The sequence below is a fragment of the Arthrobacter ramosus genome (assembly GCF_039535095.1).
Classification (GTDB): Bacteria; Actinomycetota; Actinomycetes; order Actinomycetales; family Micrococcaceae; genus Arthrobacter; species Arthrobacter ramosus.
The window spans coordinates 470,186-484,984 of the sequence record NZ_BAAAWN010000001.1; the positions used below are offsets into that span (position 1 = coordinate 470,186).

Below are 14,799 nucleotides of genomic sequence, written 5' to 3' on the forward strand. Positions count from 1 at the left end.
CTGTGGCCGTTCGCCGTCTGGCCTAGCGGCCGTAAGGCGCCTGGCCATAGGGGTTCGCGAACGGCTGGGCTTTCCGGAAATACGGCGCCGAGGCCGGCAAGTACAGCAGCACGATCGCGGCGATGCCCAAGAGGATGGTGATGGTGCCCATCCCGACCTGGGTCAGGCCCAGCAGGGAAATTCCGGCAAAGACCGTGCCCAGGATTCGGGCCCAGTTCTTCCCCTTGCGGACATTGAACGCAACCAGTGCGTAGAGCCCGGCAAAGATCACCGAGAAAACAACCACGAAGGTGACAGCAATGCCGATGACGCTGTTTGTGTCCAGGCCTGAAGCGTTGGTCCCCTGCCCCGCCAACGCCTGGTCGATCATGCTCTTGCCCGCGGGCGAGTTCAGCCCGGCGATGGTGATGGGGATGCCGATCAAGGTCAGCAAACCGGCGGCAAGCATGAGCCAGAAGGAGATGGTGACCAGCTGTGGGACTCCCGACGTCGCGGCGGGCTGCTGGCTCGGCCAGATGACCGGTCCGCCCTGGCCGTACTGCGGGACGGAAGGCTGGCCGTACTGCGGCTGCTGAGGTGCCTGCTGGCCGTACTGCGGAGCCTGCTGCCCGTACTGGGGCGCGGAAAGCTGTCCGTATTGCGGCGCGGAAGGCTGGCCGTAAGGGGGCTGCTGACCCTGCTGCGGTGCCTGCTGCCCGTACTGAGGCGTCTGCTGGCCGTACTGCGGAGCTTGCTGGCCGTATTGCGGCTGCTGACCCTGCTGGGGTGCCTGCTGCCCGTATTTCGGCTCCTCAGGGGTGGGATTCTCGCCGGGAGTGGACGGCGGGTACGGAGGGGTGCTCATGGCATTCCTTTGCGTGTCGACTGCAGATACGGCTGCCGGGTGCAACGTGCCCTGCCCCCAGCTCGGCTTAATTCCACCGTACCCCGACGGCACAGTGCTGGTGATGATTCACGGGAAGAATTCTCGCTAAACAAGCTTCGGCGGATCTCCCCTGAATGGTGCGAGGACAAACGGAAGGCCGCGGGGCCCTCCCGGGACCTGCCGCGGCCTTCGGCCATGGGTGCTGCGTTGTTGCTAGACGAAGTGCTTCCTGGACTCCGGAAGCCACATCAACACCGCGGCCGCGACAGCTACCGCCGATCCGATGAAGTTGAGGTTGAGGGTAACCACCTGGACCAAGAGGGAAATTACGGCAAATGCTCCCAGGATGGTCAGGACAAGCCGCGCCCAGCGGGAGCCCTCTTTAAGCCGAATGGCAATGAAGATGTAGAGGGCTGCGAACACCAGGCTGAAAATCAGGCCCACAATGCCCGCGCCAACCATCATCTCTCCGAAGACGCTGCGCATCGTGAAAATGTTAATGAAGCTGGCAAGAACACCCAAAGCGGCAGCCGCGACCCACAACCAGTAGGAAATGGTCAGCTGCTGCGGCACTCCCGTGGTGTCTCGAAAGCGCTGGGCGACGTTGTTGAAGTCGAGTCCAAAAGTGTTCCGCGCCGGCGCCGCGTAGCCCAGCCCTGCCGGCGGGGCGCTATTCGGACCCGCTGGCATGCCATAGGCGGGTTGGCCCGGCTGCTGGTTTCCAGGGGCGGGCTGCTGGTAGGAGGGGGGCGCTTGGTAAGAAGGAGGTGCTTGGTATCCCTGCGGAGGCTGGTAACCCGCAGGAGGGACGTTGCCGGGCTGCGGTGGCTGGGCCCCGGGCTGTTGAGGCTGAGGAGCTTCGTTTGGGTTACTCATGGCATCACTTTAGACCTGAGGTTTAAGGATTCATAGGAAATTCTTGGCTAATTCGCCGCTAAGCATCGGCTTTTCCCCGAACAATAGGCGGGTGACACCGCAAGCAAAAAATGGCGCCTCCGGGGCTGCACACGTGATTATGTGCAGCCCCGGAGGCGCCATTCAGTCCGGGAAACCGGTGGATCAGGCGGCAGGCGCGATGAAAGCCAGTTCGAGGTTGATGACAACCTTGTCGCTGACCAGCACGCCGCCGGCCTCGAGCACTGCGTTCCAGGTCAGGCCGAAGTCCTTGCGGCTGATGGTGGTCTCACCGGAGACGCCTGCGCGGGTGTTGCCGAACGGGTCAACGGCCACGCCGTTGAACTCGGTCTCGATGGTGACCTCTTGGGAGACGCCCTTGATCGTCAGCTCGCCCACGAGGTCGAAGCTGTCGCCGTTGGCCTTGACGTGGCGGGAGACAAAAGTGATTTCCGGGAACTTCTCCACATCGAAGAAGTCCTCGCCCTTGACGTGGCCGTCGCGGTTGGCGTCGCCCGAGTCGAAGCTGGCGGTCTGGATCGTTGCGGCGACCTTGGAGTCGGTCAGGCTGCTGCCAAGGTCAAGGGTGGCCTCGGCCTCGGTGAACTGGCCGCGGACCTTGCTGATGCCTGCGTGGCGGACCGTAAAGCCGATCTCGCTGTGGGAGTTGTCGAGGGTCCAGACGCCGGTGGTGACGTTTGCGGGAAGAGTCATGGGGTTCTCCTTGGGAAGGTGTGATCGTAGCTTCATCGGGCGTTCGGCCGCACTTAGTTGAAGTGTCAACCGAACCTTGTGTCAAGTATAAACATGCAAATGCATCTTTTATTCCACCTTCAGGGAACATTCTGAAGAAACTTTCAGTTCTACGAAACGTAGAAGATTTCAGATCGCCCGCCTTCTTTGAGAAACTGGTAAACATGCCCCAAGCAACTGTCCATCTGCTCCGCCATGGCGAGGTCTACAATCCCGACGGCATTCTGTACGGCAGACTGCCTGAATTCCACCTCTCCGAACGCGGCCGCGAGATGGCCAAGATGCTCGCGGACCACTTCGCTGCCCGTGTCGCGCAGGGGGCCAACATCGTTTACCTTGTCTCCTCGCCGTTGACCCGCGCGCAGGAAACCGCGCTTCCCGCTTCGCAGGCGCTGGACCTCCAGATCCACACGGAACCGCGGATCATCGAGGCGGAGAACCACTTCGAAGGGCTCAGGGCCAACATCTCCGAATTCATCAAGCCCAAGCACTGGCGCGAGTACCGCAACCCGCTGCGTCCGTCCTGGGGCGAGTCTTACCAGGACCAGGTCACCCGCATGCGTGCCGCCGTCGAGGACGCCCGGCTGAAGGCGATCGAACTCGGCGGCGATGGCGCCGAAGCCATCCTCGTCAGCCACCAGCTCCCCATCTACGCCACGCGCCTCAGCGCGGAGGGCCGCCCTTTGTGGCACGATCCGCGCAAACGCGAGTGCACTCTGACGTCCCTGACTTCCATCGTGTTCGACGACGGCAAGGTTGCGCGGGTGGAGTACAGCGAACCCGCCGCCGTACTGCTGCCCGGTGCCGCGAGGACCCCTGGAGCATGACAATGGACCGCAATATCACCAGCCGCAAGACCAGCGGCCAGAAGGCCAATGCAACCTTGACCTCGCGCCGCAGTTTCCTCGCCGTCGGGGGCGTGGCACTTTCTGCATTGACCATGGGCCTGTCCGCCTGTGCCCAGGAAGATGCCCTGGCCCAGCAGGCCAAAGCCGGCGACAACAAGAACTACGTCGCCGGGGACGGCTCGGTGACCGAATTCGCCAAAGCGGACCGCAAGGCCGCCGTCGGGATCAAAGGCACTTTGTTCGACGGAACTGCCGTGACCCCGCAGGACCTGCTCGGCAAGGTGACCGTCCTCAACTTCTGGTTCGCCGCGTGTGCGCCGTGCCGGGTTGAAGCGCCGATTCTTGAGGAACTGCACCAGGAGTTCAAGCCCAAAGGTGTCCAGTTCTACGGTGTGAACCTCCGGGACGAGAAGGCGACGGCGGACGCGTTCGACAAGACGTTCAACCTCACGTACCCCAGCTTCAACGACAAAGACGGCGCCGTGCTGCTGTCTGTCTCCGGCATTGTGCCTCCGGGTGCGGTGCCGACCACGCTGGTGCTGGACAAAGAAGGCAAGGTTGCCGCCCGCGTCCTGGGCGAGATCGATAAGAGCACGCTCAAGGCGCTCATCACCACCGCGGTTGCCGAGTAGGTGGCCCCGACAGCGTGAACAGCCCTTTCGCCGAGACCATCCTGAGCGGTTCCTTGCTGCTGGCCATCCCCGTGGCTTTGCTGGCCGGACTCGTGTCCTTCCTGTCGCCTTGCGTCCTGCCCCTGGTACCTGGCTACCTTGGCTACGTGACCGGGCTGACCGGCGTCGACCTCCAGAAGCAAAGGCGCGGGCGCATGCTCGCGGGAATCGGCCTGTTCGTCCTCGGATTCTCCGTAATTTTTGTCCTGCTCGGTGGTGCCTTCGGTCAACTGGGGACCCTCATCACCGGTCCGCAGAACGCGTGGATCACGCAATTGCTGGGCGTACTGGTGATCATCATGGGCGTCGTCTTCCTGGGTGGCTTCGGGTGGTTGCAGCGCGACGCCAAAATCCATGCCAAGCCGCCTGCCGGACTGTGGGGTGCGCCGTTGCTGGGCATCACGTTCGGACTCGGCTGGGCGCCCTGTATTGGTCCCACCTATTCCGCCGTCCAGTTGCTGAGCCTTTCCGGGGGATCGTCCGCGGCAAAGGGGGCTCTCCTGGCGTTTGTCTATAGTCTTGGCCTTGGCATTCCCTTCCTGTTGATAGCCCTGGCAGTCCGCCGGGGGATGGGTGTGATGTCCTTCTTCCGCAAGCATCGCCTCGCGATCCAGCGGATGGGCGGGGGCATCCTGATCCTCCTGGGAATCCTGATGGCCACGGGAGTGTGGGGCGCCTGGGTAACCGGGCTCCAGTACTGGTTCCAAACCGATGTGAAGTTGCCGATCTGATGAGCGAGCCCGTGCAAGGTAAAAAGAAGTCAAACAAGTCCGCCAGCGAATCCGCGGAAGCTGACAACGCAGCTGACAAGGCGAATGACAAGGCGATCGACAAGGCGATCGACAAGGCCAAGGCCGAAGCGGCACTGCCGGTCCTGGGCATCGTAGGCATGCTGCGCTGGGCCTGGACCCAGCTGACCAGCATGCGCACAGCGCTGTTCCTGCTGCTTCTCCTGGCCGTCGCGGCAGTTCCCGGATCGCTGTTCCCGCAGCGCCCGGCGAACCCTTCGATCGTGACGCAGTACATCAGCGACCACCCGGACTACGGCAAGCTCCTGGACTCCGTGCAGCTCTACGACGTGTACTCCTCTGCCTGGTTCTCGGCGATATACATTCTTCTGTTTATCTCCCTGATCGGTTGTGTCACGCCACGGGCCATCGCCCACTACAAGGCGATGCGCTCCCAGCCGCCGCGGACCCCGAAGCGCCTGTCCCGCCTCCCGGAGTACGGCACGCTTGTGCTGCCCGCCGACGCCGGGATCCCGGCGTCGAAGGCTATCTCGGACGCCGCCGCGGTGCTGAAGAAGCGCGGCTACCGTGTGGAGGTACGCGACGTCGACGCCGCCATGCCTTCCTTGGGTGCCGAGCGCGGCTTCCTCAAGGAAGTGGGCAACCTCGTGTTCCACGCTTCGCTGATCGGAGTGCTGGTTTCGGTGGCGGTCGGCGGGCTGTTCGGCTACAGCGGCCAGCGGATCCTGGTGGAAGGCGATACCTTCGTGAACACCTTGGTGGGCTATGACCAATTCAGCCCCGGCACCAACTTCCAGAGCAGCTGGCTGCAGCCGTATTCCATCCAGCTGAACAAGTTCGACGTCCAGTTCGACCGGGAATCGCCGGCGCACTTCGGCCAGCCCATCGACTTCACGGCCGACGTCACCACCAAGGACACCCCGGACGCGCCTGCCAAGAAGCAGGTCCTCAAGGTCAACGATCCCGTGTCACTTGGCGATACCAGCATCTACCTGACGGGCAACGGCTACGCTCCCGTCGTCACCGTCCGGGACGGCGCCGGCAACGTCGCGATGCAGGGACCTGTAGTGGCCAAGTTGCAAGGTGACAACTATTACTCCTCGGTGGTCATCAAGGTTCCCGATGCCAAGCCCGATCAGCTCGGTTTCGCGGGGTTTTTCCTTCCCACCGCCATGGTGACGGACAAGGGTCTCGCCTACAGCGGCGATCCCTCACTCATCAACCCCCAGTTGAACCTGAACTCGTACTATGGCGACCTCGGCCTGAACAAGGGCACCCCGCAGAACGTCTTCGAACTCGACGTAGCCAAGCTGACCCCGCTCAATGGCCGCGGCATGGCGGACAAGGCCATCGCAATTGCCCCGGGAGGCACCTACACGCTTCCGAACGGCAAGGGCAGCATCACCTTTGACGGCGTCAAGAAGTACGTTGGCGTCGACATCCACCACAATCCGGGCCAGGCCACCGCGCTCGTGTTCGCCCTGTTGGCGGTCGCCGGACTGATTCTCTCCCTCTACCTGAACCGACGCCGCGTCTGGGTCCGGACCGGAACCCATGACGACGGGCGCACAATGGTGGAGTATGGTCTCCTTGCCCGCGGCGAGGACCACAGGCTGGCCGGCGAAGCTGCCGCGATCCGCGAACTGCTGCAACGAGAATGGCTGCTCACCACAGAGCAGTCCACCGACACCGTTTCTTCCTCAACCTCGAAGGACCAGTAATGTTCCCCATCAACGAAACCATGGGCCAATACAGCGAGCTTTTCATGCTGCTCGCGGCCGGCACCTACACGGTGGCGTTCGTCGCTTTCGCGTGGGACCTCGCCAAGAGCAGCAAAATGCTGAAGGCAGTGGACCTCAAAGCGGCCTCTTCGGTGGCAGCCGAAGTCAAGGTTCCGGTCGCCGCCGGGCGTGCCGGTGGAAACGACGTCGGGGGACCTGCCGGCCGTACCGAGCGCCCGACGTCGGCGATCACCTCCGTCAACCAGACCGCCGGCGGTGACATGAAGTACGCCGCCGAGCGCCGCATTCCCGCCCGCGCGGCGGTGGCAGTCGCGATCATCGGCGTGGCAGTCCATGGTGCCGGAGTCATCACCCGTGCGGTCGGCGCAGGCCGCGTGCCGTGGGGCAACATGTACGAGTTCCTGACCACCGGTGCTTTCCTGGTGGTGGCAGTCTTCCTGCTCTCGCTGATCCGCCGCGACCTGCGCTTCCTGGGCACCTTCGTGCTGGGCCTCGCCGTGATCATGATGGTGGCAGCGTCGGTGACCTATTGGACCCCGGTAGGCCACTTGGTTCCGGCACTCCAAAGCTACTGGCTGGTCATCCACGTCTCCATCGCCGTGATGTCGGCTTCCCTGTTCACCTTGACGTTCGCCATGTCAGCCCTGCAGTTGCTGCAATCGCACCGGCAGAAAACCCTGGCGGCGGGCGGCGTGGACAAGCTGGGCTTCATGCGCCTCGTGCCGAACGCGTTGAGCCTGGAGAACCTGTCCTACCGCATCAACACCGTGGGATTCGTGGGCTGGACCTTCACCCTCATGTTCGGCGCGATCTGGGCCGAGAAAGCCTGGGGCCGCTTCTGGGGCTGGGACACCAAGGAAGTCTGGACCTTCGTAATCTGGGTGGTCTACGCCGGCTACCTGCACGCACGCGCCACCCGCGGCTGGACGGGAACCCGCGCGGCCTGGTTGTCGATTGCGGGCTACCTGTGCGTGATCTTCAACTTCACCGTGGTCAACGTGTTCTTCAACGGACTGCACTCGTACTCGGGGCTCTCGCAGTAAGTTCAAGGCGCTGATGCCCGCGGGCCGGGTCCGCGGGCATCAGCGCCTTGCCGTTCTGACCCTTTTTGGATTAACGCCGACGGCGACACTCCGCACTTGCGGGCGTGTCGCCGTCGTTCGCGTTTCAAAAGAGGTCAGGAAGGGAGTCTCCTCGGGTCTCAGCTGTTGACGTCGCCGCTGTCGTCAGCCTTGGTCTCGCCCTTGAGCTTGCGTTCCTTGGCTTCGAGTTCGGCCTTGAGCTTCTTCAGCCGTTCGGCTTCGGCCTGGTTGCGACGGCGGACCTCCAGGTTGCGGAGAAAGTCGGGGTCGTCGTCGGGGGCGGTGGGGTGGCTCGTGGGCTGCGGGGTGGGCCGGATGTTGTAGGGACGGCCGATAAGGAACCAGAGGACCGCGCCGAGAACCGGCAGCAGGATCATCACGACAATCCATGCGGTTTTGGAAATTCCCCGGGTAGAGCGGCGGTCGGTGCGGATGACGTCCACCAGCCCATAGACGAACACGAGCAGGACGGCGACAACTGCAACAACGCGGAGCATACCGTCAAGTCTAGTCGCCGCCGGGTCCAACGATAGCTGTGCGATCAGGGTGCAATCAGGCTGTGAGGCTAAACTTGATCCGTGGCTTTCCTCAAATACTCCCTGATCCGCCTGGCGATCTTCGTACCGCTCTTCGTCCTCTTCGCCCTCCTTCAGACGGGTTTGTTCCTGGCAGCGATTTTCGCGGGCCTCATCGCGTTCGCCGTCAGCTACCTGTTCTTCCAGAAGCAGCGCGACGCCGCCACTGCTGCTATGCGCGAACGTTTCTCCGGGCGGGCCAAGCCCATCCGCTCTGCGTTGGAGATTGAAGATGCCTCGATCGAGGACCGGCTGGTCGATGAAAACCCTGCGGTAACGGTCGAGAACGACCGACGCCCCAAGGAATCCTAGAAACTCAAAGCTGAGCGAGGGTTCGGGAAAACCGGCCTATATGTGAGCGAGGGTTAGGGGGGAGGACGCTCGCTCACATGACTGAGCGAGGGTTCGGGAAAACCGGGCTATATGTGAGCGAGGGTTAGAAGCCGTGGCTCAGGACGAGGCCCAGCGAGAACAGCACGCTGTAGCCGAGATTGATCAGTCCGGTCTGCTTGAGCACCGGAATGAGGCTCTTGCGCTTCCTGCCGTTGACCATGAGCCAGGCCGGCATGAGGCAGGCGGGGATCAGCAGCAGCACTATAAGCATCCAGGGCTTGGTAGGCGCCAACACCACCACCAATAGGATCGCGACTGCCAGCATCAGGACGTAGCTCTCGCGGGCATGGCGGTCGCCCAGCCGCACGGCCAGTGTCCGCTTGCCCGCCACCATGTCCGTGGGGATGTCGCGCACATTGTTGGCCATCAGCAGGGCGCAGGCGATCAATCCTGTGCCAATGGCGCCGATGATGGCCGGAAGGCTCACTTGCCCGGCCTGCGTGTAGGTGGTGCCCAGCGTTGCCACCAGGCCGAAGAAGACAAACACGAACAGGTCGCCAAAGCCCATGTAGCCGTACGGGTTCTTGCCGCCGGTGTACCCCCAGGCAGCAAGGACGCAGCCGATTCCCACCAGGATCAGCCACCAGCTCTGCGTGATGATCACCAGGACCAGGCCGAAAATCATGGCCAGGCCGAAGGCTCCGAAGGCGGCCCACTTGACGTGGTCGGGGCGTGCCGCGCCGGAACCGACCAGCCGGAGCGGACCCACGCGGTCCTCATCGGTGCCGCGGATGCCGTCCGAGTAGTCGTTGGCGTAGTTGACCCCGATCTGCAGGAGCAGCGCCACGAGGGCGGCGAGGATGGCATTCAAGAGCCGGAAAGATTGAAGCTCGTAGGCGGACGCTGTGCCGATCAGCACCGGCGCGATCGCTGCCGGCAGGGTGCGCAGGCGGGCGCCTTGAATCCATTGTGCAGCTGTTGCCACGTTCAGTACCTCGTGTTGTTTCGCGTTGGGGGAAGGCAAATGACGGTCGGGGAGAACGTGTCTATTCTCCCTGATGCACCTCGGTGAGAAGCTCGATCATCGCCAGCCGGTCCGGCTTTCCATTAGGGAGCATGATGAGTCCATCCGTGGTCAGCACTGTTTTCGGAGCGAGGGTCCCTAGCGATTCCTGGCAGTGGGCCTTGTAGTCTGCGATGCTTTCCGGGGAGCTGTCCTCGACGGCAACATACGCTGCCACCGCCTGGCCCCACTCCCGGGAAGGCACCCCGGCCACGAAAGCCGCCGTGACGCCGTCGAACTTTTCAAGCTCAGCCTGGATGAACGCGGCGGAGGCTTTGACGCCGCCGGTGATGATGACGTCGTCGGCGCGTCCCAGCACAGTGAGCGTACCGTCGGCGGCGAGCTCGCCAAGATCGTTGGTGCGGTACCAGCGGGTGCCGTCCTCCTCGAAGAACGCTTCGGCAGTCGCCTCGGGCGCGTCCAGGTAACCGGAAGCCACGGTGTCGCCGCCCAGGAGGACCCGGCCGTCGTCGTCGAGCATGACCTGGACGCCCTCAAGCGGCCTTCCGTCGTACACGCAACCGCCGCACGTCTCAGCCGAGCCATAGGTGGTCACGACCTTCAGCCCGGCCTCCCTGGCGGCGTCCAGCAGCGGCGCGGGCGCGGGCGCGCCGCCCAGAAGGATGGCATTGAAGCGGCGAAGCATCGCGAGGGTCTGCGGCGAGGGCGAGTCCAGGAGCCGCTGCAGCTGCGTCGGCACCAAGGAGGTGAAGCGGATCGTGTCGGTCAGCTCTTCGGCGCCGGAGGTGAAGGCCTCGGGAGTGAAGCCGTTCGAGAGGTCCATGGCCCACGGACGCGTGCCCGCGAAGAGGGAGCGGACCAACACCTGGACCCCGGCGACGTATTGCAGCGGCAGGGCCAGAAGCCATTGGCCCTCGCCCCGGAGCGCGATGGCCGTGGCCATGGAAGAAGCAGCGAGCTCGTCGACCGTGAGCACCGTGGCCTTGGGCGTACCGGTGGAACCGGAGGTGCGGACCACTACCGCGGCGTCATCGAAACCGGGCGTCTCAACGGGGACCGCCACCGGGGTGCCGTCCTCCGGGACGAAGATTTCGACGGCGGGTCCCTCGTCGTGGAGGGCGGCGGCGAGGGCTTTGAGAACGGGATCGATGTTCACGGGCGAGTCCTAGAAGTAGTAAGGGAAGTTGGACCAGTCCGGATCGCGCTTCTCGAGGAAGGCTTCCTTGCCCTCGACGGCTTCGTCCGTCATGTATGCCAGGCGCGTGGCCTCCCCGGCGAACACCTGCTGGCCGGCCAGGCCGTCGTCGGCGAGGTTGAAGGCGAACTTGAGCATGCGGATGGCTTGCGGGGATTGGCGCGCGATGTCCGCCGCGTACTCCAAGGCAACCTCCTCGAGGCGCTCGTGGTCCACGGCTTCGTTGACTGCACCCATGCGCACCATGTCCTCCGCGGAATATTCACGGGCCAGGAAGAAGATCTCGCGGGCGGCTTTCTGCCCGATCTGGCGGGCGAGCAGCGCCGAGCCGTAGCCGGCGTCGAAACTTCCCACGGTGGCGTCGGTCTGCTTGAACTTGCCGTGCTCGCGGGAGGCGATGGTGAGGTCAGAGACAACGTGCAGCGAGTGCCCGCCACCTGCGGCCCAGCCGTTCACGACCGCGATGACCACCTTAGGCATGGTCCGCATGAGCCGCTGGACTTCCAGGATGTGCAAGCGGCCGGCCCGGGCGGGGTCGATGCTCTCCTGCGTCTCGCCGTCGGCGTACCGGTACCCGTCTCGTCCGCGGATCCGCTGGTCACCGCCGGAACAGAAGGAATGGCCGCCGTCCTTGGGGGAGGGACCGTTTCCGGTGAGGAGCACTGTGGCGACATCCGGAGTCATCCGGGCGTGGTCCATGGCGCGGTAGAGCTCGTCAACGGTGCCGGGACGGAAGGCGTTGCGGACCTCCGGGCGGTTGAAGGCAATCCGGACCGTCGGAACGTCCCTCGTCACTTTTCCGTCGGCGTCCCGCTCGACCTGCCGGTGGTACGTCATGTCCTGGAAATCGTCGAAACCGGACACGGTGCGCCAGCGCGACGGGTCAAAGACGTCGGATACCTTGGCGGGGAAGTCGTTGCTCACCCTCAGAGTCTAGTAATCCGCTCAGCTGATGCAGAACTCGTTGCCTTCGGGATCCGCCATGGTGTGCCATTCGTGCGGCCCTTGCTTGGCCGTCCAGAGGTATTTCGCGCCGCGCGCTTCCAATGTGGCGCGGACTTCGTCCTTGTCCTGTCCGTTGAGGCGCACGTCCCAGTGAACCCGGTTCTTGACGGTCTTGTCCTCCGGAACGGTCTGGAACAGGAAGCGGCGGCGGGCGTCCTTGTCCTGGTCTTCTTCGGGGCCGATGGCCGCGCCGTCCTTCCACACCAGGTTGCCGTTGTGGGTGGTCGTTTCAGCCTCCGTGGCAAAGCCTTGATCGACCATGGACCGGATGAACGCTTCGTCCTGGGGCTCCACGATCCACTCGAGCGTCTCGGCCCACCAATCGGCGAGGACGTGCGGATTCTTGCAGTCGATCACTACCTGAAAGTTCAGTGCCATGGACTGAACCTACGACGACGGCGCGTGGCCGGGGAAGAGCCTAGCGGACAGTTCCGGTCCGGGTTTCCCAACTGACTCGCATTTGTTGTCGCTTAGCGGCCTGAAAACGACATCTACTGCGAGTTAGTTGGGTGGGCTAGGCAGGTTGGGTGGGCTAGGTGGGTTGGGTCAGCCGCCCAGGAGTTGCGGCGGGATCGCGTAGATCAGCACGACCGCCAACAGGTTCTTGGCGGCGTGAACGAAGTAGGAGAACATCACGTTCTTGCCTGTCCAGACGTAGACGGCCACCAGGACAACGCCCATTCCGAGGTACGGGGCCAGGGCGGGAAGTACCAGGCCTTCACGTCCCACGACGTGGATGGCGGCGAAGCAAAGCACGGACAGGGCGCAACAGAGCCAAATGTTGACACGACGGGACAGCTTGCCGATGAGCAGGTGCCGGAACAGGTATTCCTCCACGAAGGGACCCAGCACCACCAGCAAAGGCACCACGAACCAAGCCGGCAGTTGCAGCACGAGGGACTGCAAGCCCAGTTGGTTTTGCGACGACTTGGCCGAGCCGGTAACCGTCACCAGGATGGCGGTGATCACCAGCATCGCCACGATGGACAGCGGAATCATGGCAAGCGTGAACCACGGACGGGTGGCCAGGATCAGGAGGTCGCGGGCTATGACGCGCCACGCAGCCGCAACCGCGAACAGGCCGACCGAAGCGTAGAAAGCGAGGTTGATGGCGAAGACGGCGATTGCCGGATCGGGAAAGATCCGCTGCACGAAAGTCGTCACCGGGGCGGTGGCGAGGCTCAGAACGGCCGCCAATGACACATAGAGTCCGAAAGCCGCAGCGTCCAAGCCCGTGAAACGGTATAGCCTGCCGGCTGACGGAATGGTGCCCATATGTCCAGCGTAACGCCCCTGTTTGTTGCCCGCGTCACGCTCCGCCGAAATCACCGGGTAGGATGGTTTTGCCGGATTTACCTTCGACGCTTCCGTGTTTTCGCTACTGATTCGACTCGCCAACAGGGTGAAAGCTCGAATTGCTTGTGCCGATGCGCGTGAAGCCAGGGCCGGCATCTCCTCAACCCACAAGGAACAGCTGTGCCTCAAAACACCACAACCGACCTTCAGCGTGAGCCGGGAACCCTGGCTGCGCCCAGTACCTCTACAACTTCCGAAAACCTCAGCGCCGAGGGCTACCAGAAGACCCTGAGCCGCCGCCACGTCACCATGATCGCGATGGGCGGTGCGATCGGCGTCGGCCTCTTCATGGGTGCCGGTGGACGCCTTGCCTCCACCGGCCCGGCCCTGATCTTCTCGTACGCCATTGCCGGCGTCATCGCCTACCTGCTGATGCGGGCCCTCGGCGAACTGATCATGTACCGCCAGACCTCCGGCTCTTTTGTCAGCTACGCCGGTGAGATGTTCGGCAAAAAGGGTGCCTTCCTCTCCGGTTGGATGTACTTCATCAACTGGGCCATGACGGGCATCGCCGAACTCATTGCCATCGGCCTGTACTTCCAGTTCTTCTTCCCGAACGTTCCCGTTGAACTGTCCGCCATCGCCGCGCTGGTGCTGCTTGTGGCCGTGAACCTGTTCAGCGTCAAGGCCTTCGGCGAGTTCGAATTCTGGGCTTCCTGCCTCAAGGTGGCCGCGATCCTGATCTTCCTGGCCGTGGGCACCTTCATGGTGGTCACGAACGCGCAGGTCGGCACCGGCCACGCTTCCGTGGGGAACCTCTTCGCTGCCGACGGCGGAATGTTCCCCAAGGGCGGCCTGGTGATGATCCTGGTCCTCAACGCCGTGATCTTCGCTTACAACGCCATCGAACTGGTCGGCATTACCGCTGGCGAGATGCAGAACCCGGAACGCGAAGTGCCCAAGGCGATCCGCGCCGTCGTGGTCCGCATTGTGGTTTTCTACGTCGGTTCCGTCATGCTGCTGGCGATGCTCCTGCCTTCGGACCAGTACCACGCGGGAACCTCCCCGTTCGTCACGGTCTTCGGCCAGATGGGCTTGCCCTGGATGGGCGACGTCATGAACATGGTCGTCATCACCGCCGCGCTGTCCTCGTGCAACTCCGGCCTGTACTCGATCGGCCGCATCTTCCGCACCATGGCCAACAACGGACATGCCCCCAAATGGCTCACCAAGATGTCCACCCGCCACGTGCCGTACGCGGCCATCCTGGCAATCGGCGCCGTGTACCTCGTGGGCATCCTGCTCAACATCTGGTTGGGCGGTTCGCACGCCTTCGACCTCGCTCTGAACACGGCCTCGATCGGCGTCATCTTCACATGGGGCTCGATTTTCGCCAGCCAGATCGCGCTGCGCAAGAAGAAGGGCAACGTTTCCAGCCTGCCGATGCCGGGTTCGCCGTGGACCAGCTGGGTTGGCCTGATCGCCCTCTTGGCCATCACCGTGCTGATCGGCATGGACACTATGACGGACAAGGCCACGGGCGAGGTGTTCCTCCTGGGCCTCTGGACCCTGGCCACGATTCCGTTCTTCGCCTTGGTGCTGTGGCTCGGCTGGCAGAAGGTCAAGAACAACGAGCCGAAGAGCGAGCTGTTTAGCTAGTCCCCACCGCCACCCTCGCCTCGCAAGCTCGGCCAGGGAACCCTGGCGGCGTGGGCCCACACGACGGCGGGCGCCTCCCGCTCCGGGGGCGCCCGCCGTCGTACTCTG

Annotated in this window: 16 protein-coding genes; 7 read left to right on the forward strand and 9 right to left on the reverse strand. The window is 63.5% G+C overall.

Annotated features, from left to right (window positions below; all coding sequences use genetic code 11):
* Window positions 1–22: 22 nt before the first annotated feature.
* From ABD742_RS02230 to ABD742_RS02240, 3 genes are all read right to left on the reverse strand, one after another.
* A complete protein-coding gene (locus ABD742_RS02230; protein WP_234748774.1) occupies window positions 23–844 on the reverse strand; it encodes a hypothetical protein in 822 nt (273 codons plus the stop codon).
* Between the two features lie 234 nt (window positions 845–1,078).
* Entirely contained in the window at window positions 1,079–1,741 is a 663-nt protein-coding gene (locus ABD742_RS02235; protein ID WP_234748775.1) for a hypothetical protein, read from the reverse strand.
* Between the two features lie 183 nt (window positions 1,742–1,924).
* The gene (locus ABD742_RS02240) at window positions 1,925–2,473 is read right to left on the reverse strand and encodes a YceI family protein (RefSeq protein WP_234748776.1); all 549 of its coding nucleotides are present in this window, start codon (window positions 2,471–2,473) and stop codon (window positions 1,925–1,927) included.
* Window positions 2,474–2,676: 203 nt separating this feature from the next.
* Here ABD742_RS02240 and ABD742_RS02245 point away from each other — a divergent pair, with 203 nt between their 5' ends.
* The 5 genes from ABD742_RS02245 to ccsB are packed head-to-tail and all read left to right on the forward strand — an operon-like array spanning window position 2,677 to window position 7,565.
* Window positions 2,677–3,339 (forward strand): histidine phosphatase family protein, encoded by a 663-nt coding sequence (locus tag ABD742_RS02245; RefSeq protein ID WP_234748777.1) that lies wholly within the window; start codon window positions 2,677–2,679, stop codon window positions 3,337–3,339.
* A gap of 2 nt (window positions 3,340–3,341) precedes the next feature.
* A complete protein-coding gene (locus ABD742_RS02250; RefSeq protein WP_372460883.1) occupies window positions 3,342–3,992 on the forward strand; it encodes a TlpA family protein disulfide reductase in 651 nt (216 codons plus the stop codon).
* Between the two features lie 14 nt (window positions 3,993–4,006).
* Window positions 4,007–4,762, forward strand: a complete 756-nt coding sequence (locus ABD742_RS02255; RefSeq protein WP_234748778.1) for a cytochrome c biogenesis CcdA family protein — start codon at window positions 4,007–4,009, stop codon at window positions 4,760–4,762.
* Complete coding sequence (gene resB, locus ABD742_RS02260) at window positions 4,762–6,501, forward strand: cytochrome c biogenesis protein ResB (protein ID WP_234748779.1); 1,740 nt, start codon at window positions 4,762–4,764, stop codon at window positions 6,499–6,501. Before ABD742_RS02255 ends, resB begins: the two co-directional genes overlap by 1 nt.
* Window positions 6,501–7,565 carry a c-type cytochrome biogenesis protein CcsB gene (ccsB, locus tag ABD742_RS02265; protein ID WP_234748780.1) on the forward strand — a complete coding sequence of 355 codons (1,065 nt, stop codon included), beginning with the start codon at window positions 6,501–6,503 and terminating at the stop codon, window positions 7,563–7,565. Before resB ends, ccsB begins: the two co-directional genes overlap by 1 nt.
* Before the next feature lie 158 nt (window positions 7,566–7,723).
* Here ccsB and ABD742_RS02270 read toward each other — a convergent pair whose 3' ends face one another.
* Window positions 7,724–8,101 carry a PLD nuclease N-terminal domain-containing protein gene (locus ABD742_RS02270; protein WP_234748781.1) on the reverse strand — a complete coding sequence of 126 codons (378 nt, stop codon included), beginning with the start codon at window positions 8,099–8,101 and terminating at the stop codon, window positions 7,724–7,726.
* A gap of 81 nt (window positions 8,102–8,182) precedes the next feature.
* Here ABD742_RS02270 and ABD742_RS02275 point away from each other — a divergent pair, with 81 nt between their 5' ends.
* Entirely contained in the window at window positions 8,183–8,491 is a 309-nt protein-coding gene (locus ABD742_RS02275; RefSeq protein WP_234748782.1) for a DUF4229 domain-containing protein, read from the forward strand.
* 124 nt (window positions 8,492–8,615) lie between these two features.
* On the opposite strand, the gene ABD742_RS02280 is transcribed toward ABD742_RS02275, so the two are convergent.
* The 5 genes from ABD742_RS02280 to ABD742_RS02300 all read right to left on the reverse strand — a co-directional run bounded on the left by ABD742_RS02280 (window position 8,616) and on the right by ABD742_RS02300 (window position 13,011).
* Window positions 8,616–9,497, reverse strand: a complete 882-nt coding sequence (locus ABD742_RS02280) for a 1,4-dihydroxy-2-naphthoate polyprenyltransferase (RefSeq protein ID WP_234748783.1) — start codon at window positions 9,495–9,497, stop codon at window positions 8,616–8,618.
* Between the two features lie 61 nt (window positions 9,498–9,558).
* The gene (locus tag ABD742_RS02285) at window positions 9,559–10,692 is read right to left on the reverse strand and encodes an AMP-binding protein (protein ID WP_234748784.1); all 1,134 of its coding nucleotides are present in this window, start codon (window positions 10,690–10,692) and stop codon (window positions 9,559–9,561) included.
* Window positions 10,693–10,701: 9 nt separating this feature from the next.
* Window positions 10,702–11,655 carry a 1,4-dihydroxy-2-naphthoyl-CoA synthase gene (locus ABD742_RS02290; protein ID WP_234748785.1) on the reverse strand — a complete coding sequence of 318 codons (954 nt, stop codon included), beginning with the start codon at window positions 11,653–11,655 and terminating at the stop codon, window positions 10,702–10,704.
* Between the two features lie 21 nt (window positions 11,656–11,676).
* Window positions 11,677–12,114 (reverse strand): VOC family protein, encoded by a 438-nt coding sequence (locus ABD742_RS02295; RefSeq protein WP_234748786.1) that lies wholly within the window; start codon window positions 12,112–12,114, stop codon window positions 11,677–11,679.
* A gap of 168 nt (window positions 12,115–12,282) precedes the next feature.
* Window positions 12,283–13,011: a CPBP family intramembrane glutamic endopeptidase gene (locus tag ABD742_RS02300; protein ID WP_234748787.1), complete on the reverse strand. Its 729-nt coding sequence runs from the start codon at window positions 13,009–13,011 to the stop codon at window positions 12,283–12,285.
* A 201-nt stretch (window positions 13,012–13,212) separates the two neighbouring features.
* Here ABD742_RS02300 and ABD742_RS02305 point away from each other — a divergent pair, with 201 nt between their 5' ends.
* A complete protein-coding gene (locus tag ABD742_RS02305) occupies window positions 13,213–14,691 on the forward strand; it encodes an amino acid permease (RefSeq protein WP_234748788.1) in 1,479 nt (492 codons plus the stop codon).
* Window positions 14,692–14,799 lie beyond the last annotated feature (108 nt).

Coding starts and splice junctions, on each gene's coding strand:
- ccsB (WP_234748780.1), top strand. CDS start 6,501: ATGTTCCCCATCAACGAAACCATGGGCCAATACAGCGAGCTTTTCATG.
- ABD742_RS02300 (WP_234748787.1), bottom strand. CDS start 13,011: ATGGGCACCATTCCGTCAGCCGGCAGGCTATACCGTTTCACGGGCTTG.
- ABD742_RS02240 (WP_234748776.1), bottom strand. CDS start 2,473: ATGACTCTTCCCGCAAACGTCACCACCGGCGTCTGGACCCTCGACAAC.
- resB (WP_234748779.1), top strand. CDS start 4,762: ATGAGCGAGCCCGTGCAAGGTAAAAAGAAGTCAAACAAGTCCGCCAGC.
- ABD742_RS02295 (WP_234748786.1), bottom strand. CDS start 12,114: ATGGCACTGAACTTTCAGGTAGTGATCGACTGCAAGAATCCGCACGTC.
- ABD742_RS02270 (WP_234748781.1), bottom strand. CDS start 8,101: ATGCTCCGCGTTGTTGCAGTTGTCGCCGTCCTGCTCGTGTTCGTCTAT.
- ABD742_RS02250 (WP_372460883.1), top strand. CDS start 3,342: ATGGACCGCAATATCACCAGCCGCAAGACCAGCGGCCAGAAGGCCAAT.
- ABD742_RS02245 (WP_234748777.1), top strand. CDS start 2,677: ATGCCCCAAGCAACTGTCCATCTGCTCCGCCATGGCGAGGTCTACAAT.
- ABD742_RS02235 (WP_234748775.1), bottom strand. CDS start 1,741: ATGAGTAACCCAAACGAAGCTCCTCAGCCTCAACAGCCCGGGGCCCAG.
- ABD742_RS02230 (WP_234748774.1), bottom strand. CDS start 844: ATGAGCACCCCTCCGTACCCGCCGTCCACTCCCGGCGAGAATCCCACC.